Origin of the sequence: Arthrobacter rhombi, assembly GCF_900163545.1 — a bacterium.
Lineage (GTDB): Bacteria > Actinomycetota > Actinomycetes > Actinomycetales > Micrococcaceae > Arthrobacter_H > Arthrobacter_H rhombi_A.
The window spans coordinates 109,679-132,096 of the sequence record NZ_FUHW01000020.1 but is presented as its reverse complement, the minus strand read 5'-3'; the positions used below and the strand labels follow the sequence as shown (position 1 = coordinate 132,096).

Sequence of the window (22,418 nt, the reverse complement as noted above, 5' to 3'; positions counted from 1 at the left end):
TTGATGCCGCAATGACGGCCATCAGTCGGAATCATCACCTTCAGAAAGCTCCTCATCAAGGTCAACGAGTACTGTCACATTTGTATTTGATGGGTCTGGGATTTGAGTCTCGAGCAGACTGTGGATACGGGCCGTCAGGTTCGCGCCTCGCTCGTCACAGAATTCTTTGAACTCGTCTACCGAAAGGGGGAGCGACTGAGGCAACGCGTTGCGTTCCAAGAAGGCACTGCGCTCGTTTGATGACGGGTATTCCGCCGCCAGCCAGAGCTCCGGTATCTTGTCGGATTTGCCGATGTTCTCAAGCCCCGGGAGGAGTTCCAAATTTGGCAGGCGGTCTCTCAGATCAAGTAGGTCGTCGATCTCGTCGGGAGTAAAGCGCGCCGTACCGTCCTCATTTATCTGGCTTCGCAGCGCCTTCCGGTCGAGCAACGCCGAGGGGAAGACATGGTCTACGTGGAACTGGTTGCGCGTGTCGACATGTGGGAACAGCGCTGCGAGTACGGCAAACGTCCGGGCCTTGCCGTACGACAGGCTCAAGACGTCGTCTACGAGGGCATCGGTAACGGTGAGCGGCTTGCCACGCCGAGACATCGCCCGCTCGATCGCAGCGACCGGGAATGCGGAAGCGCCCTGCGTCTGGATAACCTCGCGAAGGTCACGGAGTAGGGTGTCCAAGCCGGAGCCCCACACCCCACGGACGATCAACGATCTCAGAACCCAAGAGCGAAGCGAGTCCCGGTCTTCCCGAGACTTCGGCGATTCACGGTAGGAGTGCTCGAGCCCGCGGTGGTGAACGTAGTAAGCGACCGGGATCAACACGCTATCCACGGTGAGCGATCCACCCGATAAACCGAAATCGCTGAGGAGACCGACCGCGACCTGGAGAGATTTGCTCATGTCGTCCCAGCCAGTCTCGAGCTTCGTCATGTTTGTAGTGGTGAAGTTCTTGACTTTGAATCCGATATCACGAACGTCAGCCATCATCAGCCCGGACTTCAGAATTGTATCTCTGGAGAAGTTGAATCCGTTCCCGGTCTGGTTGAGGCCATCTACCAACCCGTGAACGGCGGCTCGAGCATCCCCCTTCCACTGCGCGGTGGCAATAGATAGAAGCAGATCGCTGTACGAAAGGACGGTTCCACCGGAGTTGACACGCACAAAGATGTCCAGCACCCGCTCGATGTCCTGGTCTTCTTCTTCGTAGAACTGAAGACTGGCGGTCTTGTGAACCGCCTCCCAGAGCTTGCTGACCAACGCTGAAGCTTCCGGGTCATTCCCGACTTCGTGTCTGGCCAACAGCTGTATCAACGTCGCTGTGTCCGATGCGTCGAAGACCTCGGAAACAGGCATCCATTTCTTGGTCTCGTCGCCCGCCGACGCGTCGACGTCGTGCTTCGTTAGAAACTGAAAGTGGTACTTGAGACCGAGCTCGTTTTCCGGGGCCTCGCTGGCCAGGTTCAGATGCAGACGGCGTTCCGGATAAGACCACGACTTATTCGCCCAACCGCCGTGGTTCTTGTAAGCGTAGGTCCCGCGGAGCCCGATATTGAGCGAAGTCAATCGCTGCTGACCATCAAGGATGGCGACCACCTCACGGTCAGTGGGAATATCGATCACCGGGTTGTGCCGGTTGTCGAAGGCGCTGTAATCCATCATGAATCCATAGAACTTGAACTTGTCGATCGTCTCGGGCAACACTTTCCATGATAAGAAACTGCCGACGGGGTACCCACGCATGACAGAGTCAAATACGCGGATAATCTGAGAGGGTTTCCACACATACTCGCGCTGAATCGCAGGGAGTATGAGTTTTCGGTCCTGGATCTGCCGCAACGCGCTGGCGATCGTCATCGGTTCTTTGTGTCCCATTTCAGTACTCTAAATGAGATCGACAGGACTTGCGCCGAATTTCGCTCACAGTCATCCAGACTGTACTGACCCTCGACGTTGGTTACTGGTTGAGGGGTGGCTGGTTCCCGATTGCGGTGTGGTGCCAATGATCATTCGATTTAACAGTTCTACCAGTACGCTCCGCCAATTCGACGAAAGTAGGGTCCGTTAATGCCAAGGTTGCTCGACACTGCGCAGGGGAACTGAAACTTCAGAGCAACTGATTGCGTGCATGTCTATTGTTGGTCGCAACAGCGTGAATTCCGGTGCCGCGCCACCGGATGCCTTCAATGGATAACAATCTCGATCGCCCGCTAATAGTTTCCTCCATACCGATGGCAGCTTGTTTCCGCATGGGCACCTCTGCTGCACTGCTGAGAAAGCGTCGGCTCCTCACCGACGGTGTGGATTGCCCGGACGGCGGGCCGAATGTCAAGACGTCATACAGTACGGCAGCCAGAATCGCATGCAGACGATGAGTCAGCGCCTCCGGGCGATCGAATACTTCTGCCATGGCGGGGTGCCCATCGATTCCGATGACCACACCCACTTGTCCCGGAAACACGCGTACAGAATCAACAGCAGGCCCGATGAAAGAGATGTGCCTTGCGAATCCTTCATAAACGCTCGAACCCCTCGCACCCCCTTCCAGCCACTCTGCTGCGAAGATCCGCGCGGAAAAGTGGCGGCCGATTGGAAGCCCGTCGAACCCCCACCGTTCCATGCCCGCGTAAGCGACCTCAATCGAAGCGGACTGCTGTGCACCGATCAGGACGCTCTGCCGGACAATCCTGCTCGGAGTAGTCTCGGCCATCAGCTGTCCCTCTAAAAGCAGAAGAGGCTTGCCGCAAATGTTCTGCACAATCATGATGTGGGTCGTTGGCATGTCGACCACTCGGTATTGCGATCCTAATGAGTCCGCCAAGGCATAATCTGCGACGGCCGTCGCCTCAGTCCATAAGGGAAAAATCGTTAGCGGCCCAAGAGCGGAGCCGCGTCCGACGTGCAATTCATTGAACATCTGCTTTGTTGCCCCCCCCCTGGTGGAATGGCACGGGTTCAGACTCAAGACGTCTCCATCATGGCCACCGCGTCGCCCATTGGAGAAACTCTGCTTCCAACTCGACCGGCACCATAGTGATCACGACACCCTGGACCTGGAATTCCTCACATGGTTTTCCATTTCGTCGGCCTATTTTAGAAGTTCCTTGTCGCGCCGAGAAACGAACAACAGTCTAGAACCACAACTTCGGCCAATCACGCAAATAATGATGGGACGCACATTCCGTGCACAACGGGGCACCGTTCGTCCCGGATCGTCGGTTGGGGAATGGGATGCGTTTCCCGACCAGGCAATCGCTATGGACGTGGTGGATTTCGGGGTCGTTCGGATCATTCGAAAAGTAGGTCGGGACACGCATGGTTTCGCTTCCGTTCTCCGCGGTGTGCGGATTGGGCTGCCACTCGCGCCGATGGGGTTTCTTCCGCTCCCCCATCGGCGCGAGTGGCACTCAAAGTGTGGGTTGGTCCTACTTCTTCTCTTCGATCGTGACGGTCCAGCCCGTGAAGCCGGCGCTGTTCACGTCCAGGAAGTAGGTTCCCGGCGACTTGTGAAGTGCCGTCGAGCCCTTGCCGCCTTCGTCGATCATGACCTCGGGGACTCCGCCGTCTTTCATGAGGTCTGTACCTTCGGTCAGCAGGTAGATGCTGCCGAGGACCATGTCGCCGGAGCCTTCGAAGTTGTAGGTCATGCGGGCTTCGGCCCCGGTGAGTTCGAAGGTCGAGCTGGCGGAGTCGGCCTTGCCCTTCAGGGTGGCCACCTGGGTCCAGGTGCCGGCCGCTTCCTTGGCGGGCGCCGGCTTCGTGGACGCCTCCTGTGCGGCCTCGGCCGTTTTCTCCGCCGGGGCTGCGGACGCTTCACTGGTCGGCGCGGTCGCCGGCACGTCCGCCGCCGATTGGCCGGCTTGCGAGGCGGTGTTCCCGCCCGTCACGGCGCTGATCACAATGAGGGCACCGGTGACGATCCAGGCGATGACCTTGCGTTCCGCGTATCCGCGCAGGGCCAATCCGCGTTTGTCCCGCATGCCGCCGGCCAGGATGATGATCAGATCCACGAGGGCCCAGACGCCGACACCGCCGAACGTGACCAGCTTGAGGATGCCGGTGCCGATCTTGCCAAGGTAGAACCGGTCGATGCCGAAGATTCCCAGGAAGAGGGAGAGAAGCCAGGTCACGACGAACGATTTCTGGCCGATGGTGGGAGCTATGTCGGTGGTGGATTCGGAGGGATGGATGGTGGTGCTCATAATGATTCTCCTGTTGGTGGTGGGGTTGGCGGCGGCTCCCATCCGCGGGGGAGGAGGCACCGCCGTCGTGCATTGTTTTACTGTTTGGTCCAACTGCCGCAGCGGCTGGTGTTGAAGTCCTGGCCCTTGGAGAGGGTGACGCTCGGGCGTCCTCCCCCGGGGATGTCGTTTTCGATGAGGTCGCCGTTGCTGCCGGTGCGCATGATGGCCCAATAGCAGTCGGAATCCACTGGCTCGTCGGCGCGGTAGGTGCCGGCGGCGATGTCCAGGCCGACGGTCCAGGTCCCCCCGGTGACCGTGTTGGCGGCTTTTTCCTTTTCGGCGGTGCCGACGGCCTTCTCACGCTTCGTCACAGCGCTCTGTTGCTCATCGAGTTCCTCGGAGCGCTGGTCGAGCGCTGCCTCTTTCTCGTCGGCGGCCAGTTCACGGTCGTCGATTTCGCCCGAAAGGGTCTCGTAGTCGGAGGTGGTTTCGTCGAGCTGCGCCTGGACGGAATCGCGTTCGGCAGCCGTCGTGGTGAGTTCGCTCTTCAGCGAAGCGTATTGTTCGCTAGTCGTGGGATCGGTGACCGCGCTGCCTGCCCAGGCGCCGGCCGCCAGCAGGACGACTGCGGCACCTACTCCCGCAATCCATTTCCGCGAGGGGCGGGGAGCCTTGCTGTGGGGCGTCGCCTCGGGATGCTCTGTCACTTGTTCCATGGTTCCTCCAATAGGCATAGTGGCTAGTCCTGCGGCCGGGGTTCGACGACGATGTCCAGGCCGGTATCCGGGTGGTATCCCCAAGAGGCCGTGAAGCCATCCCATGCGGCGGTTTGTTGGCCGTCGAGGGCCCGGGTGGTTCCGAAGCGGGCGACGACGCTGTCGGGCACATCGAGGTCCTTCAACACGCAGACCACCTCGATGTAGCTGGCGCCGCTGGATTCCTTCCCCGTGGTGGACAGTTGCAGGCTGGCTCCCTCGTCCATGACGCTGACGCCCAAGGAGTCCTCAACGCCACAGTCGGCCACGGCCTCGGTGATGAGCTGAGTGGACGCGGCCGGTTGGGCCTCGGCCGGCACCGCAGGAGAGCCGGCTGAGAGTTGTCCGGCGATGGCGCCGACCGCCACCCCGACGACCAGGCCGATGATGGGGTTTCGGTAGTAACGACGTGAAATTGCGCGCTAGGCCTCAAATGACTTGTTAGGGTAAACCCCAAACAGACGTAAGCCTGATGAAGCGTGTGGTTTTCAACGCTAAATGTCGTAGCCACAAGCCTCGGAAGGTGCTTCGGCCCGCCACGGTGCCAGTCCAACGGGCGACCATGAAGCCGCCCAAGCCCTCGTGGGGATGCGCGGTCCATGGGCGCCCACCCTTACCGCCTGGCAGGTATTCCCGTCCGCGCGGCACGCAATCAGCGGGGTGGGACATCGATCAGATGTAGCGGCAGACCTGGTCGGAGGAGCAGGAATCCGGCTCCGGCTTGCTTGCCTTTTCGTGGAGCTGGAAAATGGTTTCCCGGAGGGCCAGGAGTTCGGCGATCTGGGCATCGAGTTCCCCGAGGCGCTGCCCGAGCAGGCCCTGGACGTGCGAGCACGGTGTCTGGCCGTGCTCGCGGATCTTCAGGATCTGGCGGATCTGGGCGAGGGTGAGCCCGGCGGCCTGGCCGCGGTGGATGAATGCGACCTTCCCCACGGCATCCTCGGCGTAGTCCCGATAGCCGGATGCCAGGCGCTCGGCGGGAGGGAGTAGCCCCGACTCCTCGTAGAACCGCAGGGTCTTGGTCGTCGTGCCAGTTGCTTCCTCGAGCTGTCCGATCCTCATGTTCCCCGATTCCTCCTTCGGTGGCCACCCAACTTGACCTTCCATTGTACTGGAAGGTTCATGATGGTTCATAGGACGTTTTGCACCACAGGGAAGAGGTAGCTGGAATGACAAACGAACAGTTCGACTTGGCGATCATTGGTTCCGGGGGCGGCGCGTTTGCGGCCGCGATCCGAGCCACCGGATTGGGCAAGCGGGTCGTGATGGTGGAGCGCGGCACCGTGGGCGGGACATGCGTGAACACCGGATGCGTGCCCTCAAAGGCGCTTCTGGCCGCCGCGGAGGCCCGCCACGTGGCGTTGGACTCGGCCCGCTTCCCCGGGGTGGCGACCTCGGCGGGCCCGGTGGACATGCCGGCCCTGATCCAGGGCAAAGCCGCGCTGGTTGAAAGCATGCGGTCGGAGAAGTACGTCGATCTGGCCGCGGACTACGGCTGGACGATGATCTCGGGGGACGCATCGTTCACCGGGACCCAGAACGCACCACTGCTCCGGGTCGCCTCCCCGGACGGTACGGTGAGAACGATCGAGGCCGGGCACTACCTCGTGGCCACCGGCGCCGCACCCTGGGTGCCGTCCGTCCCCGGACTGGCCGAGGCCGGGTACCTGACCTCGACCACGGCGATGGAACTGGACGAGGTTCCCGAATCATTGCTGGTCCTGGGCGGGGGCTATGTTGCCCTGGAAATGGCGCAGCTTTTCTCCCGGCTGGGCTCCCGGGTGACCATGCTGGTCCGTTCCCGGCTGGCCTCGCAGGAGGAACCGGAGGCATCCAAGGCCCTTGCGGGGGTGTTTGCCGACGAGGGCATCCGGGTGGTCCGGCGGGCCATGGCCGACTCCGTGGCCTCCGGCCCGGACGGGATCTCGGTGACGGCAAGCGTGGCCGGGGGCGAAGAAGTGTTCCGCGCTTCCCACATCCTCGTGGCACTTGGCCGCCGCCCAGTGACCGAGGGGCTGGACCTTGATGCCGTCGGCGTGAAGACCGGCGCCACAGGCGAGATTCTGGTCGATTCCCGTCTGGCCACGTCCAACCCGCGCATCTGGGCCGCCGGGGACGTGACCGGACATCGGGAGTTCGTTTACGTTGCCGCGGCCCACGGCGCGATGGCCGTGGACAATGCGTTCACCGACGCCCTGGCCGAGGTCGACTACCGGCACCTGCCGCGGGTCACCTTCACCAGTCCCGCCATCGGGTCGGTCGGCATGACGGAAAAGGAAGCCGTCGCTGCCGGGATCCGTTGCGAGTGCCGGGTCCTGCCCCTGGAGTACGTGCCGCGAGCCGTGGTCAACCGCGACACCCGCGGCTTCATCAAGGTTGTCGCCGAGCTCGGCACCGGACGGATCCTGGGCATTTCCGCGGTGGCCAAGGACGCCGGGGAAATCGCCGCCGCCGGCGTCTACATCCTCGAAGCGGGAATGACCACCGCGCAGGTCGCCGCCGCCTGGAGCCCCTACCTGACGATGGCCGAGGGCATCAGGATCGCCTGCAAGGCCTTCACCACCGACGTCGCCAAGCTCTCCTGCTGCGCCTGAGTGCAACCCATCTGAAGCAAAGGAATTCCATGACCACCATCGACCACCAGGCCCTCACCTACCTGTTGTCCCCCGCGCGCTCCGGAATCGACCCGAAATTGTTCGTGCCGCTGCTGCGGCTCCTGGCCGAGGGCGAGCCCGTAACGATCGCCGAACTGGCCACCGCCAGCGGCCGGAGCGAAGACACGGTCCGGCAGGGACTGGCCGCCGTCCCGGACACCGAGTACGACGACGAGGGCCGCGTCATCGGCCTCGCCCTGACGATGCGACCCACCCCGCACCGCTTTACCGTCGCCGGGGAACAGCTCTACACCTGGTGCGCCCTGGACACCCTCTTCTTCCCGGCCCTGATCGGGAAGGCCGCAACCATTGAGTCGACCTCCCCGGGCAGCGGGACCCTCATCCGGGTGGCGACCGGCGCGGACGGCACGGTGACCTCCGTGCAGCCGGCCACCGCCGTCGTGTCCCTCATCAGCCCGCGGGGCACGGGGCCGGTGCGGTCCTCGTTCTGCAACCAGATCCATTACTTCGCCTCCCGCGAGGACGCCGGTCCGTGGCTGGACGCCCACCCCGACGGCGAAGTCCTGGACATCGAGGCGGCACACCGGGCCGGCGCCGCCATCGCGGCCTCGATGCTGTCGGATGCAACCTGCGCGGATCCGGGTTCGGACACGCGAAACGACTGCTGCGCACCGTGACGCCCACACGCCGGGAACCGGGGGGTGCACGTGCCTGGCCCATCGTTTCGGCAAACGGGGCGCGCGCCTAGAAGGCAGGTCGGTGCAGGCGGCATCAGGCCGGATGCCGCTTCGTGCAGAGGACTCCGGGTGTCATTTTCGCCTGCACAGTCAGAAGTCCTCTGCACTGCGGTTTCGCGTCCGCAAGCGGAACGGCAACCGGGACCGTGGAGATCAACGCCAAATGGCCTGATTCCAACGGTGCCTGGCGGCTGTTGAACAGGGCTGCCTTCGACCGCGGCAAAATGCACCCGCAGGGAACGAAGCCCGCCGCGCCGGTCCCGGGGAGTACCCCGGGACCGGCGGTTATCCGCCGGTGAAGGCCGGGAAGAAGCGAAGGAACACGGATCCGGCGACCGCGACATAGGCGATGGCCACGAGCGTGCCGGCCCAGTCGGCAGCGAACCGGACCACGGCCCGCGGCGCGGGGATGACCCCGTGGACGAGGTTGCGGACCGTGAGCAGGATGAACAGGGGGATCATGGCCGCCCACACCACCATGCAGTACAGGCACAGAATGTAGATCTCAAAGAGGGCCTGGCTCCAGAGCCAGATGACGAACACCGTCCCCAGGGTCACCCCGGCCTGCAAGCCGGCCCAGTACCAGCGCCCCGGGGCGGCCCCGGAGAGGACCGCCATGGCGGTGGCCAGGACGACGGCGAACGCGACGATGCCGATCAGCGGGTTGGGGAAGCCGAACAATTCCGACTGCCAGGTGCCCATGACCCGCCCGCAGGAGACCCACGGGTTCACGTCGCAGCTGGTGACGTGGCCAGGGTCCTTGTACAGGGCCAGTCGTTCCAGGACGAGGACGGCCGAGGCGACCCAGCCCACGACCCCCGTCGCCAATAGCAGGAACCCGAACGCCCGTGGGCGGGCAAAGCGGGGAACCCGGGGCTCGAGTCCTTGGGGGCCGGCTACGACAGGGCCGGTGTCTGGTGTGCTCATGGCGTCTTCTCCAGGCTCGGGACGGCGGACTAGTTGGCGGCGGCTTCTTCGATGGCGGCCACGAACTGTTCCAGGCTCTGGACCGTGAGCATCTTTCCCTCGAGGAAGAACGTCGGGGTTCCGCTGACGCCCAGGGCCTTGCCGTCGGCGATGTCCAGCTTGATGCGGTCCTGGGTGGCAGGGTCGGCGACGGAGGCATCGTACGCGGCCAAGTCCAGGCCGAGGTCCTCGGCGTAGGTGCGGAACAGGGCGCTCTTGTTGTCCGCCGACTCGCCCCACTGGGCTTGGGTCTCGAACATCTTCTTGTACATCGGTTCGTAGGCACCCTGCAGGGCCGCGGACTCCACGGCCAAGGCGGCGTTCATGGAGTTCAGGTGCCCGGGCAGCGGGAAGTACCGCTGGACGAAGGTGATGTTCTCCGCGTATTCGCCGCGCAGCTCCTCGATGACCGGGTAGAACGCGCCGCAGGACTCGCACTCGAAGTCCAGGAACTCCACCAGGACCGCCTTTTCGTTCGGCGCCTGGGAGAGCACCCGGCTGTTCTCCCGAACGACCTGCCCTTCCGTTGCGGTGGCGCCGGTGGCTGCGGTTTTGGCGTTTCCCTGGGCGAGAACGTAACCGACGATGGCAGCGACAACGATGGCGGCCAGCAGGGTCCAGACGATGATCTTGGATTTCTTCGGGGAGCGGGTGGATTGCGGGGTGGTGCTGTTCATGCGGTGTTCCGTTCCTTGGCTGGCGGGTGCAAAGGAATGCCAGCCGGTGTCGTTATTGTTTTGCTGCTCCGGGAGCGAACGCTCATGAATCGTGCGGCAAGCCGTCCCGGCAAAGCGCTGGGACGATCTTTTTACAGTTTCTTGGACTTTGCCGGGACCAACGGGTGATCCCACTCGGGTTTCCGGGTGCCCTCGTTCAGCAAATGGAAAGCCCTCGCGCGACCCGAATGGTCAGTCGTGGTCCCGGGAAGGGGCGGCACGAAGCGTGCCGAGGGCATACAGAACAACTCCCGCGGTGACAAACACATCTGCCAGGTTGAAGGTGGGGAACCACCCGGTGTGCAGGTAGTCCACCACGCCGCGCCCGTCGAGCCGGTCAATGAAGTTGCCGACGGCACCACCGAGCAGCAGGGTCGCGCCCGTTCGGGACATCCGGCCCATGGCTGGTGCGGAGGAAACCGCATACCAGGTCAGTGCGGCGATGATCAGCCCTGTTACCACCACGATGACCCAGGAGGGGAGGTCCGCGCCAAAGCTGAACGCTACGCCCGGGTTATAGAGCAAGCGGATATTCACCAGCCCCAGGTCGGTGGTAGCACCGTTGGAAAGCAAGGTTTCGGCCAATGCCTTGAGGGCCAGATCGACGGCTGCCAGCGCGGCCGCGCCAAGAAGCATCGCGGTCCTGACCATACGCGTTCCCCGCTTCCGAGGGGCGGCTGTCTCCGGGGCCTGGGGGATCATGCCGCAGGCTCCAGGGACGGGACCGGCTGCGTGCTTTTCAGTGCGGCCTTGCCGCTGATCCGGCCGGCCCGGACTCCGTTGGCGATCACGACGATTTCTGCCAGCTCGTGGATGAGGACCACCGCGGCCAACCCGAGGACCCCGAAGAGGGCCAGGGGGATCAGTGCGGCAATCAGCAGCAGGGACAGGCCCACGTTCTGGAGCATGATGCGCCGGGTGTTGCGCGCGTGGTCCAGTACCTGGGGCAGGTGGTTTAGGTCCTCGCCCATCAGGGCGATGTCCGCGGTTTCGATGGCCACGTCGGTGCCCATGGCACCCATCGCGATTCCGCTATCGGCCGTGGCCAGGGCGGGCGCGTCGTTGACTCCGTCCCCGACCATCGCGGTGGGCTGCCGGGATTGGAGGGTGCGGATGATCTCCGCCTTGTCCTCCGGGCGCAGATCGGCATGGACTTCGGTAATGCCCGCGGCCTTGCCCAGGGCCGTTGCGGTGATGACGTTGTCCCCGGTGAGCATGGCCGTGGTGTATCCGGCCGCGGTGAGCCTTGCGATGACCTCGCGGGCCTCGGGGCGCAGCTCGTCGCGGACGCCGATGGCACCGATGACCTGCCCGTCCTCCTCGATGAGCACCGAGGTGGCACCCGCGTGCTGCATACGCTCGATGTCCGGGGCCAAGGCACCGGCATCGATCCAGCCCGGGCGACCAAGCCGGACACGCCTGCCCTCGATCCGCCCCTCCAGGCCCGCCCCGGGAATCGTGTCAACGTCGGTGACCGAAGCCCGGCCGGTGGTCGAGGCGAGGATAGCGCGGGCCAGCGGGTGTTCGCTGCGGGATTCCAGTCCCGCCGCGAGGGCAAGGACTCGTTCCCGGGTCGCGGATCCGGTACCCACGACCTCGATCACCGAAGGCTTGTTCCGGGTCAATGTTCCGGTCTTGTCCAGGGCGATGGTGCGGATCTTGCCCAGGGTTTCCAACGCGCCGCCACCCTTGATGAGCACCCCGATGCGGCTGGCGGCACCGACGGAGGCCACGACGGTCACGGGCACGGAGATGGCCAGCGCGCAGGGCGAGGCCGCCACCAGGACGACCAGGGCGCGTTCGAACCACAAGGCCGGTTCCCCGACGATGAAGCCGAAGATGATGATCAGGGCGGCGGCGATCAGGATGCCGGGGACCAGTTTCTTGGCAATGGAGTCGGCCAGCCGTTGGCCCGGGCCCTTGCGGGATTGCTCGGCTTCCACGATGTGCACGATCTTGGCCAGCGAGTTGTTCTCCGCGGTGCTGGTGACTTCGACCTCCAGCGGGCCGGTGCCGTTGATGGAACCGGCGTAGACCTCGGAGCCGGGGCCGACCTCGACGGGGACGGATTCGCCGGTGAGCGCCGAGGTGTCCAGGGAGGTGCGGCCGGTGAGGATCCGTCCGTCGGTGGCCAGGCGTTCCCCGGGCCGGACGACCATGCGGTCCCCGGGGACCAAGACGGAGGGGGATACCGTGGTTTCGATGCCGTTGCGCAGGATCCGGGCCTCGGCCGGAACCAGGTCCAGCAGTGCCCGCAGGCCGCGCCGGGTTTTTGCCAGGGAGTATTCTTCCAATCCCTCGGAAATCGCATAGAGGAAGGCCAGCATGGCCGCTTCCTCGAACTGGCCCAGTGCCACGGCACCGACGGCGGCGATCGTCATCAGCGTACCGACGCCGATCTTTCCCTTGAGAAGACGCCGGAGCGTGGAGGGAACGAACGTCCAGGCAGCAACCAACAGCGCACCGAGTTCCAGCGGAAGCGTCACGAACCGGGGGCCTGCTGCCAGCGAGGTGATCCACGCCGCCAGCAGCAGCACACCGGCCACGGCGGCCGCACGGACCTCGGTTACTTGCCAGAACCCCGTGGCCTCTTCGGCTTCACCGGGTTCGGTTGTCTCGTCGCTGCATCCGCAGGCGTCGCTCATCGGGCGTTCTCCTTTTCAATCATCGGGGCGGTGGTGCTGTCCGGGCCGTAGTTCGGGCACAGGCTGACCGCGTTGCCGGTGGCGGCCAGCAGGACCTCGGCCTGGGCGAGCATGTCCATCAGCTCCGGGCGGGACAGCGAGTAGTACACGCTGCGGCCCTGGGAGCGTCCCTCGACCAGGCCGCAGTCGCGCAGGCAGGCCACGTGCATCGAGGCCGTGGATTGGGCCAGGCCCAGCTCGCGGGTGAGGTCGCCGACCCGTACCTCGCCGCTGGCCATCCGCTTGACGATTTTCAGCCGGACCGGGTCGCCGAGGGAACGGAACAAGGCGGCCGCGGGGTCCAGCCCGCACGCGTCCACCGGAGCATCTTGATTGATCAGCATTTACTGATGATATCCCAAATTGCTGATCAATGGCATGAAGGCTGGTCGCTGGAGTCCACCCCGGCGGCTGCTCGGGTTGGCCCCGAACTTGCCGGGAGTTGCGTTCCGGGGCGTTCGCATCTCGGTCACGCCCCGCACGTCTGTCTCATAAATCTAAAGCTTTTCGAGACACCGGACCCGCGCCAATTTTGACCACCGGTCGCGGCGCAGTCCCGGGAGGCATTTTGTTCCAGAAAGTCGTCTTACCGTAAAGCGTCTCGTCCGCTTGGGTTCAAGGGGTTTTTGAGCCACAATGGCGGAGTGAGACTTTTGGGATACACGCGGGTGAGCACCTCGAGCCAGGATGCGCAGTTGCAGCTTGGCGCGCTGGTCAAGGACGGGGTGCAGAAACGGGACGTGTTCGCCGATGTCACCTCCGGCAGCAGGACCGCGATCGAGCGGCCCGGGATGAAGAAGCTGCTTGAGTACGCCGAGGCCGGAGACACCGTGGTGGTCTGGCGGGTCGACCGGCTCGGCCGATCCCTGGTCGATGTCCTGAACACCGTGAACCTGCTGCGCGAACATGGCGTGCAGGTCCGCTCCGTTTCGGACGGGATCGACCCCGCGACATCCACCGGGCGGATGATGCTGAACCTGCTGGCCTCCCTGGCCGAATACGAGCGCGAGCTAATCGTGGAGCGGGTCAATGCCGGAATCGCCGCGGCGCGTCAATCGGGCACCCGGTTCGGCCGGCCGCTCTCGGACCCGACGGTGATCGCGGACAAGCTCGCGATTGCGAAGGACGCCCGCGCGAAGGGACGCACCGCCGAAGAAGCGGCACGTTTGGTCGGGTGGAGTCGCGCGACGCTCTACCGTCACCTCGGTGCAGAGGCCAGATCCAGCAAGAGCCGCTGATCCCTGATGTCCCGACGCAGTGCTGCCGGCTTATGAACGACACCTGCCCGACGACATCGACGCAGGAAATCAAGACCTGTCTGTCCTGAGCGTGAATTTCCGTAAGGATCAGTCCCCGACACGCTCAGAAGAGTCAGCCCTCCGGCTGGAGCTGTTTTCTCAGTGGGCGCAGCCCGTCGGGCGTTGGTGCGGTGAAAGCGTAACGGCCGAGCGTGTTGATGTGCTGATTTCCCAGCGGTGACAAGCGGGCGATGTCGTTTTCGGAGATCTCTGCTCCGGCTTCGCGCAGGGCGGCAATGGCGGCGTCCGTATAACGGGTGTTCCACAGCACGACGGCGTTGAGCACCAGGCCGAGCGCTCCGAGCTGGTCTTCTTGCCCCTCGCGGTAGCGCTGGTAGACCTGGCCGCGCCGCCCGTGGAAGATCGCCCGGGCCAGGCGGTGGCGTGATTCCTGGACGGTGAGCTGGGTGTTGATGGCCCGCCGGTAGGTCTCATCCGACGGATCGACCAGAGCCAGCAGATGAAGGGTCTTGGCCATGCGCCCGTACTCGAGGATCGCGGAACCCAGCGGGGAGGGGGACCCATTGTCGCGGGTGAGCGTACGCAGCACGTCATAGGCGCGAACCGTCCCGGTCGCCAGCGATGCCGCCACCCGGGTCATGTCATCCCAATGGGCGCTGATCTTGTCCAGGCGAATCTTGTGCCTGGCAATGTCATTCAATACCCCATAGTCGCCCGGGTCCTGTCCGGGGGCTGTGGCGCGCCACAGTCGCTGGTCGGAGAGATCGGCGATCCGGGGTGAGAACTTGTAGCCGAGCAGGGTGAAAATCCCGAAGACCATGTCGGAGTAGGAAGCGGTGTCGGAGGCAACCATCTCGGGTTTGGGTCCGCCATCGAGATTGAGCATGGTGTCCAGCACGTACAGCGAGTCCCGCGCCGTGCCCGGCACGACCACGGCACCAATGCCTGAGACTTGGTCGTTGACGGCGTTGAACCACGTCAGCCCCCGCCCACGTCCAAAGTACTTCGGGTTCGGGGCGGCGTTGATCGTCCGGACCGGGACCACGAACCGCAACCCGTCGACCGAGGCCAGCAATCCGCCACCCCACGACGCGATGATTGGCACGCCGGACTGCGCCTCGATCAGCCGCCCGTTGGCGAGCGTGTGGGTCTCGGCGCGCACGTAGTTCGCCTCCACATGCCCCAACCTGTCCCGAGTCAGAGCCGGGTGCCCCTCGGCGACGACGGGTGTGAGCCCGACATTGCAGGCCTGAGCGGTCAGTACCGCGGCGACCGACAGCGGCAGATCACCCATTCTGGCACCGGCGCCGGACGCGTGGGTGTAGGAGTGAAGGAATCCTGTCCAGGAGTGAACCTCCAGGAGGATCTCGGGAAGGTCCACCCGTGGCAGCATGCCGGCAACCTGCGCCCGCAGGTTTGTCAGCGACTCGGGGATGACCAATGCGTCCAGGGGAGTCACCGAGAGTTTCACCCGCCCGTTGCCGTCCTCGACCAGGCGAAGGCTCGCCTCGGGGCCGGCCTGACCAATTGAGTCGGACAGGCCCCGCCACGCGGCATCCAGCACCTCGACCTTCCCGGCAAGGTGCTCACTCACCGGGCCTTCCAGGCTCAAGGACCGCAAGGCCTGCTCCCGCGCCGTGTCCCAGGCGGATCCGGTGAGCAGCTGGGCGCGCGGATCGCTCCACCGGGTCGAGGTCAGGGCGAACACGTCCCGGCGGCGCAGGCTCGCACGGAGCTGTTCCAGAACGCACACCACCCATGCATCCCGATTCACTTCGGACTCGCCCGCGGCTTCGAACACCACGCCATGCCAGGCCGGTGGCACCAGCGCTTCATCGACTTCCTCGCGTCGCACCCTGCGCCGACCCCGCAATCCGTCCAGTCCGGACAATGCGTCCAGGACTTGCTGCCCGACCGGGATGGCACCCCACGGAATTGTCGTGGACAACAGGCGCAGGAACGGAGCCACCGTGCGGAACCGACGCGCCATCTGCTCACGCATCGCCCCGGCAGCACCCCTCTGGTCCGGGACGAGTTCCCCCACCTTCGCCACCGCATCGGCAATCCGGTCACGGGCGGCGACTTGTTCCAGCGCCGCCCACGCTGCCACGACATCGACCTGTTCGCCGGATTCCCCAAGAACACGCAACAGCGTCTGCCCGACCCGGGCCAGGATGCTCGAGGCCTGCTCCAGCTCGGGCATCTTCGCCAATCGTTCCGCGGCCGCCGCTCGGCGCGAGGGGCCGAGCACCTTCGTGGTCATCAGCAGATCGAACAGGTCCAGCGCATCATCGACCGCTGCGGCTTCCAATGCCGCTACCGTTGCCACCAGCGTCGCCGAACGACGAGGCTCGGCCAGCCTCCGCAACGACTGTGCCTTTGCACCCAGCCCGTACCGTGCCAGCTCCCGCACCCGTGCTGCAGGTACCTCCGACATATCAACTGCCCCGGCCCCGAGCGTTCGGACCGCCTCGACCCGGTGCAACGCCTTCTCCAGCTCGGGACCCGAGACCCGCGTCGGGCCCGCCCGCAACGCCTCCAGCCTTGAAACCTGTTGGCCATGGTCCTTCTTGAGCAGACCGAGCAACGTGGCCGGGAGCCCGGCGTCGACTTGCTGCGCCGCCGCCGCGAGCATCGAGTGCATCCGCCCCTGTGCTGCCTCGCGTGAAGACTGCACCACCCGTACGAGCGTCGTCACCCCGGGCAGCAGTACCCGCTCACGGCGAAGCCACGCCGTCGCGTGCTCGAACAACACGGTCGGCCCCTCGCCATGGGTCCAAGCACGTGAGTACACAAACTCCGCCAACTCCCCGGGCACCGCCCCGATGCACTCGCGATACCCGTATGCGGTGCGGATCTCACGGGCATGGGTGTTGGCTGTCTCTACGCGTACGGTGTATCGCTTCACCGCAGAGGGGTCCGAAATCCCGAGCTGGGCAGCCAGATAGTCGACCACGGTCCACGGAACATCAAGCGGGTCCGTGAGGAACGACCCCAAGAAGCGGACGGTACCAACCTGCACGGCGAACCCCAGCCGATTGTGGTCTCCGCGCCGTTTGGCGATCAGCTCCCGGTCGGCATCATCAAGGTAAAAGAACCGCTCCAAGTCGGTTTGCAAGGGGTCCCCGCTAAACCGCCCGAACCTGGCGGCCTGCTCATCACTCAAGAAATCCACCGGCATGCGTTACACCCTACCCAGCAGCGGCGAAACCATGCACCGCGTGTCTTGGCGCGCAATTTCACGCCGTTACTACCGAAACCCCATGATGCCGAATGCCCAGGGCTTGCCGATCGACGGCCCCGGTCGAACCGGCTCGGATAGGTGGGCGGGCGAACCGGGCTGCTGCCAGGGATCGCGGGTTCCGGTTGGGTGTTCCATGCTGGACTGCCTTACGTCGAGGTGCGAGAGGTGGCGGGAGCCCCACCCCCAATTGCCTTTGAGGACTCCCGCCGGTTCCGCCAGAAGCCCGGCGGAACAACACTGACATTAGAAAAAAGCAACGATCCGAGACAGATTTATGCTGATAAGTGGGCTTATCAGCGTCAAGGGGACTTCGAGACAAATGACGCTTAGACTCAAGACTCGACATCGTCAACATCGGGATCAGGGAGGCATCATGGGCCGGCAACAACTGCTCACCCTCACCGATGTCGCCCACCTAGCGCAGGTCCGCCGCCCGGTCGTGAGCATGTGGCGCAAACGTGCGAGCCCCACGGGCCACCACTTTCCCGCTGCCGCATCGACGCGCGGCGCGCAAGAGCTGTTCGACGCCGGCGACATTGCCCGGTGGCTGACAGAGACGGGCCGCGGCAATAATCCCGAAGCGGCGCTGGACGTGGCCATCCACGCGATCTCGACGATTGACGATCCACTGTCAGCGACGGCACTGATCGCGCTCCAGGGCCTCGCGGGCCAGAGCCTGTCGACGCTGAACGAGGCGGACATCGTCGATGCCGCGGACGAGAAGGACCCGGACGACACCTACCTCTACTCAGAGGTCGAGGCACTGGGAGAGAAACTGCGAGGGTTGTCCGAGCTGGCCGGTGACCTCATTGATGCCGCCTTCAGCCCGGAGGCCGCCATGGAAGCCATCGTGCAGGCGATGCAGGGCAGATTCCTGGGGCTGTCCCAGACGCGCCTCGCACCCGGGGCCGTGGCCCTGGTGGCGGGGACTGCGGTGGAGCTGGCCCTGCGACTGGGCGAAGGCCGCGACGTCGTGCCGACCTTCCTCGATGCCTCAGTTGGCGGCAGCGATATCCCGCTGGCCATCCTGCGGGAACTTGGCGAATCCCTGCCGGGTCGATTCGGGCTGGCGTACTCCGCCGCAATCCTGGAGAGCACCGGGGCAGCACTCACCCGACTGGCCGAGCGTCGACTCAAAGTCCACCTGCGCAGCGGCGGAAGCCATGGGCCGGCGGGCCCCGGCCTCACCGGCGGCCCAATCGTCCACGTCGCCCAGTTCCCGGCGCCGGGCAGCCCCTCCCCCACAGCCGTGGACGTACTCACCAGGCTGGAGGACTTCGTCCAGCACCTCGGTACCTGGGACAGCGCCGTCATCCTCGCCCCCGCCGAAGCGTTGACCGACGAACTGCGCGCCGCCGGCGAGGGCGCCCGTTCGCGCATCCTGCGCACCGGACGCATTCGCGCCTCAGTCCGACTCCCCGAGAAGCTACTGCCCGCCAGCCCGCGGCGGGCCATGGCACTCTGGGTCATGGGCCCGGCACATGCGAACGTGCCCATTGCCGATCGGTGGACCATGATCGCGGATCTCTCGGCCACGACCTTGGACACCGCCGCCCGACAGGACCTCATCAGTGACCTCTCTGCCTCCTTGGGGACCCGGCGGGAGATTTCGGCCCACGCCTTCCGGTTCGCCCGCCTGGTCCCGACCCCCACGCTGTTGGCCTCCGGGTCGGCCTTGCCGCTTTCGTCGACTCCACCGGCTGCGCCGTCGCCGGCGGGAGCGGAACCGTCCGCCGTTGACCATATGGTCCGCCTCGAGTCAGCGATGGACGCCATCGAGTCGACGCCGCTTCCCTCTGCCATCGCTGGCATTACCTTCGACGTGGCGCCGAAAACGGGCAATTCATCTCTGCCGCAATGCAAAACGCGCACCCAGCAGAGCCTCGGCACGCTGCTGGCGAAGAACCAGCTCTGCTACCTTCCCGGCACCCGCATCGACCCGGAATCCTTTGGCCGTGAAGGCTTCCTCGTTTGGGGCGTCGACCATCTGGAACCCGCCACCAGCCGACCCGACGGCCGCCACATCAACGCAATGGTCCTCGCCGCGGAATATCCGCGAGCCACCCTGACCGAACCCGGCGACATCATCTTCCGCACCGGCCCAAGACCGCGGGCGGTGGTCGACCGCGTCGGCTCCGCCGTCGTACGGTATCCGGCGCGGATCCTGCGGGTAAGCGACGGTCAGCAGACACTCGTCCCCGACGTCCTTGCGGCGGACATCAACGCCGCACCGGGAGGCCCCTGGCGTCAGTGGCCTGTGCGAAGCTTGACCCCGGAGGCGGCTTCCGGGCTGGGTGCCGTGCTGGCCCGGGTCGAGGCCACACGGGACGAACTACTGGACCGGCTGCAACGGGTCGATGACCTGACCGCTCTCCTGCTCGACGGCGCCGCCGCCGGCGTGATAGCTACTCTTGATGAAGAACCACCCACCAGGGAAGGAAGGCCGTAGTGCCCCCGAAGAAGAAACAGGCCACCACGGCACCGTCCACCATGAAGGAACTCAAGGACACTCTCTGGAAGGCCGCCGACAAACTGCGTGGTTCCATGGATGCCTCGCAGTACAAGGACGTGATCCTGGGGCTGGTGTTCCTGAAGTACGTATCCGATGCCTTCTCCGAACGGCGCGCCCAGCTCGCCGAGGAGCTGGCCGCCGACGGGATGAGTGAGGGCCAGATCGCCCAGCTGATCGACGACACCGACGAATACACCGGCAACGGCGTTTTCTGGGTTCCGGCCAATGCACGCTGGGAATACCTGGCCGAGAACGCCAAGGGCCTGCCGGCCGTCGACGGGGCTCCGCCACGGAACATCGGCGAACTCATCGACGCGGCGATGGATGCGGTCATGGCCGCGAACCCCTCATTGGCGGCAACCCTGCCGAAGATCTTCAACCGGGACAGCGTCGACCAGCGTCGGCTGGGCGAACTGATCGACCTGTTCAATTCCGCCCGCTTCACCGGCCAAGGGGCCGGCCGGGCCCGCGATCTGCTCGGGGAAGTGTATGAGTACTTCCTGGAGAAGTTCGCCCGGGCCGAGGGTAAGCGCGGTGGTGAGTTCTATACCCCTGCCGGCGTGGTCCGTGTGCTAGTCGAACTCCTGCAACCGACCCACGGGCGGGTCTACGATCCCTGCTGTGGCTCCGGTGGCATGTTCGTCCAAACCGAGAAGTTCCTCGACGCGCACAACGAGGACCGCACCGCGATCTCGGTCTACGGGCAAGAGCTGAACGAGCGCACCTGGCGGATGGCGAAGATGAACCTGGCCATCCACGGGCTCAACGCCAACCTGGCCCCACGCTGGGGCGACACGTTCGCAAGAGACCAGCATCCGGAGATGCAGGCCGACTTCGTGATGGCGAACCCGCCGTTCAACATCAAGGACTGGGCCCGCAACGAATCTGACCCGCGCTGGCGCTACGGCGTCCCCCCGGTGAACAACGCCAACTATGCGTGGATCCAGCACATCATCTCCAAATTGGCCCCGGGCGGCTCAGCCGGAGTGGTCATGGCGAACGGTTCCATGTCCTCAAACTCGGGCGGGGAGGGACAGATCCGCGCCCAGCTGGTCGAGTCCGATCTCGTCTCCTGCATGGTCGCCTTGCCCACCCAGCTGTTCCGTTCCACCGGGATCCCGGTGTGTACGTGGTTCTTTTCCAAGGACAAGGCTGCCGGCGAGCACGGTTCGGTGGACCGCAGTGGGCAGGTGCTCTTCATCGATGCCCGGCAGCTCGGGCACATGGTCGACCGCGCTGAGCGCGCACTCTCCGACGAAGACATCGCCAAGATCGCCGGCACCTTCCACGCCTGGCGCGGCTCGACTTCCGCCGCTGGCACCGAGTTCAACGACGAAGCTGGCTTCTGCTATTCGGCCACCCTGGAAGAGATCAAGACCGCGGACTATGCGCTCACGCCGGGTCGTTACGTGGGCGCCGCGGAGATTGAGGACGACGGCGAACCAAGTGAAGAGAAGATCGCCCGGCTGAAGAAAGAGCTGTTCGAACAGTTCGATGAGTCCGAGCGGTTGGCCCAGGTCGTGCGCGAGCAGTTGGGGAGGGTTTCGTGAATGATTGGAAGGAGGTCTCCCTCCAAGATCTGGCCACAGAAGTTACCGTCGGTCACGTCGGGCCAATGGCGCAACACTACAGAGAGGAGGGTATCCCGTTTCTTCGATCGCTTAACGTTGATGCCCATACCCTTGACCTTGAGAACGTCAAGTACATATCTGCCGAGTTCCATGCCAAGCTAAAGAAATCCATGCTGATGCCCGGTGACGTGGTGACGGTCAGAACTGGAAAGCCAGGGACAACGAGCGTGATTCCAGAAGACCTACCGATAGCCAATTGTTCGGACCTCGTGATCACGCGGCCAGGTCCCAAGCTCGACGCTCGATGGTTCAGTTATTACATGAACAGTGCAGGTTCCAACTTCGTCGACGCGCAGCTAGTCGGAGCAGTCCAGCAGCACTTCAACGTTGGTTCAGCGAAGAACATGCGGATTCGCTTGCCTCCTTTACCACAGCAAATGGCGATGGCCGAAGTCCTCGGTTCCCTCGACGACAAGATCGCCACCAACACGAAACTGCTAGCCACGATTGACGCTTTGGTGCAAGCACAGTTCCGTGCCACGCTTGCGGATGCACATTTGCAGCCACTCTCCGATTGTGCCGAGTTCGTAAACGGCAAAGCATTCACTAAGGGCGCAAGTGGTACTGGCCGAGTGGTTGTCAGGATTGCTGAGCTAAATTCGGGTCTTGGCGGTTCAACGGTCTTTAGCGATGCTGAAGTCGAGAATAAACATGTGGCCAGCCCGGGAGACATCTTATTCGCCTGGTCCGGTTCGCTGACACTTCATCGCTGGTTCCGCGACGATGCCATCGTGAATCAGCACATTTTCAAAGTGATTCCTCGCGATGGGTACCCTCACTGGCTGGTCTACGAGCTTCTGCGCAACAAAATTGAGGATTTCAAATTAATCGCGGCAGATAAGGCCACGACAATGGGTCACATTCAGCGCAAGCACCTTGATGAGCCGGTGCTGGTGCCCGGTAACCTCTTACGCCAAGAAATTTCTCCCCTAATGGAGACACTCTGGCAAGCATCCCTCAACGTCGAACGAGAGAGACTGACGCTCGCCACCATCCGCGACACGTTGCTTCCTCAATTGATGTCGGGCAGTCTCAAAGTCACGGACTCTGAGACTATGGTCGCATCAGTGGTATGACCTGTACTTGGCGCGTACCCGGCGCCGGATAGATACAGTAAATGA

General features: G+C 64.2%; 18 protein-coding genes. 6 read left to right on the top strand and 12 right to left on the bottom strand.

The genetic code is table 11. The features are described from left to right. Positions 1–21 precede the first annotated feature (21 nt). The 6 genes from FM101_RS04770 to FM101_RS04745 all read right to left on the bottom strand — a co-directional run bounded on the left by FM101_RS04770 (position 22) and on the right by FM101_RS04745 (position 5,995). On the bottom strand, positions 22–1,869 hold the full coding sequence (locus FM101_RS04770) for a DUF262 domain-containing protein (protein WP_086996224.1): 1,848 nt from the start codon (positions 1,867–1,869) through the stop codon (positions 22–24). Between the two features lie 232 nt (positions 1,870–2,101). Beyond that, on the bottom strand, positions 2,102–2,911 hold the full coding sequence (locus FM101_RS04765; protein WP_143269210.1) for an ARPP-1 family domain-containing protein: 810 nt from the start codon (positions 2,909–2,911) through the stop codon (positions 2,102–2,104). A gap of 508 nt (positions 2,912–3,419) precedes the next feature. Then, positions 3,420–4,196, bottom strand: coding sequence for a TM2 domain-containing protein (locus tag FM101_RS15700; protein WP_241895393.1), 777 nt, complete (start codon positions 4,194–4,196; stop codon positions 3,420–3,422). Between the two features lie 77 nt (positions 4,197–4,273). Beyond that, positions 4,274–4,894: a coiled-coil domain-containing protein gene (locus tag FM101_RS04755; protein ID WP_086996218.1), complete on the bottom strand. Its 621-nt coding sequence runs from the start codon at positions 4,892–4,894 to the stop codon at positions 4,274–4,276. Between the two features lie 23 nt (positions 4,895–4,917). Continuing rightward, positions 4,918–5,301: a hypothetical protein gene (locus tag FM101_RS04750; RefSeq protein WP_086996214.1), complete on the bottom strand. Its 384-nt coding sequence runs from the start codon at positions 5,299–5,301 to the stop codon at positions 4,918–4,920. Between the two features lie 304 nt (positions 5,302–5,605). Then, positions 5,606–5,995 carry a heavy metal-responsive transcriptional regulator gene (locus tag FM101_RS04745; protein ID WP_086996211.1) on the bottom strand — a complete coding sequence of 130 codons (390 nt, stop codon included), beginning with the start codon at positions 5,993–5,995 and terminating at the stop codon, positions 5,606–5,608. Positions 5,996–6,102: 107 nt separating this feature from the next. On the opposite strand from FM101_RS04745, the gene merA reads away from it, so the two are divergent. Both merA and merB read left to right on the top strand, forming a co-directional pair. After that, positions 6,103–7,527, top strand: coding sequence for a mercury(II) reductase (gene merA / locus FM101_RS04740; RefSeq protein WP_086996208.1), 1,425 nt, complete (start codon positions 6,103–6,105; stop codon positions 7,525–7,527). 29 nt (positions 7,528–7,556) lie between these two features. Next, a complete protein-coding gene (gene merB, locus FM101_RS04735; protein ID WP_086996206.1) occupies positions 7,557–8,225 on the top strand; it encodes an organomercurial lyase MerB in 669 nt (222 codons plus the stop codon). A 345-nt stretch (positions 8,226–8,570) separates the two neighbouring features. Here merB and FM101_RS04730 read toward each other — a convergent pair whose 3' ends face one another. The 5 genes from FM101_RS04730 to FM101_RS04710 form a co-directional block, all read right to left on the bottom strand. Further along, on the bottom strand, positions 8,571–9,212 hold the full coding sequence (locus FM101_RS04730) for a vitamin K epoxide reductase family protein (RefSeq protein ID WP_086996203.1): 642 nt from the start codon (positions 9,210–9,212) through the stop codon (positions 8,571–8,573). Positions 9,213–9,241: 29 nt separating this feature from the next. After that, entirely contained in the window at positions 9,242–9,928 is a 687-nt protein-coding gene (locus FM101_RS04725) for a DsbA family protein (protein WP_086996200.1), read from the bottom strand. 231 nt (positions 9,929–10,159) lie between these two features. After that, positions 10,160–10,618 (bottom strand): signal peptidase II, encoded by a 459-nt coding sequence (gene lspA / locus FM101_RS04720; protein ID WP_241895392.1) that lies wholly within the window; start codon positions 10,616–10,618, stop codon positions 10,160–10,162. A gap of 47 nt (positions 10,619–10,665) precedes the next feature. Beyond that, complete coding sequence (locus FM101_RS04715) at positions 10,666–12,612, bottom strand: heavy metal translocating P-type ATPase (RefSeq protein WP_086996194.1); 1,947 nt, start codon at positions 12,610–12,612, stop codon at positions 10,666–10,668. Continuing rightward, positions 12,609–12,995, bottom strand: coding sequence for an ArsR/SmtB family transcription factor (locus FM101_RS04710; RefSeq protein ID WP_086996191.1), 387 nt, complete (start codon positions 12,993–12,995; stop codon positions 12,609–12,611). Before FM101_RS04710 ends, FM101_RS04715 begins: the two co-directional genes overlap by 4 nt. Positions 12,996–13,295: 300 nt before the next feature. On the opposite strand from FM101_RS04710, the gene FM101_RS04705 reads away from it, so the two are divergent. Next, entirely contained in the window at positions 13,296–13,889 is a 594-nt protein-coding gene (locus tag FM101_RS04705; protein ID WP_086996189.1) for a recombinase family protein, read from the top strand. Positions 13,890–14,022: 133 nt separating this feature from the next. Here the strand turns inward: FM101_RS04705 and FM101_RS04700 are convergent, their stop codons facing one another. After that, complete coding sequence (locus FM101_RS04700; protein WP_086996186.1) at positions 14,023–17,091, bottom strand: Tn3 family transposase; 3,069 nt, start codon at positions 17,089–17,091, stop codon at positions 14,023–14,025. A 436-nt stretch (positions 17,092–17,527) separates the two neighbouring features. On the opposite strand from FM101_RS04700, the gene FM101_RS04695 reads away from it, so the two are divergent. The 3 genes from FM101_RS04695 to FM101_RS04685 are packed head-to-tail and all read left to right on the top strand — an operon-like array spanning position 17,528 to position 22,373. Next, positions 17,528–19,603 (top strand): hypothetical protein, encoded by a 2,076-nt coding sequence (locus tag FM101_RS04695; protein WP_086996183.1) that lies wholly within the window; start codon positions 17,528–17,530, stop codon positions 19,601–19,603. After that, positions 19,603–21,216 carry a type I restriction-modification system subunit M gene (locus FM101_RS04690; RefSeq protein WP_086996180.1) on the top strand — a complete coding sequence of 538 codons (1,614 nt, stop codon included), beginning with the start codon at positions 19,603–19,605 and terminating at the stop codon, positions 21,214–21,216. Before FM101_RS04695 ends, FM101_RS04690 begins: the two co-directional genes overlap by 1 nt. Further along, positions 21,213–22,373 (top strand): restriction endonuclease subunit S, encoded by a 1,161-nt coding sequence (locus FM101_RS04685; RefSeq protein WP_086996176.1) that lies wholly within the window; start codon positions 21,213–21,215, stop codon positions 22,371–22,373. Before FM101_RS04690 ends, FM101_RS04685 begins: the two co-directional genes overlap by 4 nt. Positions 22,374–22,418: the final 45 nt, after the last annotated feature.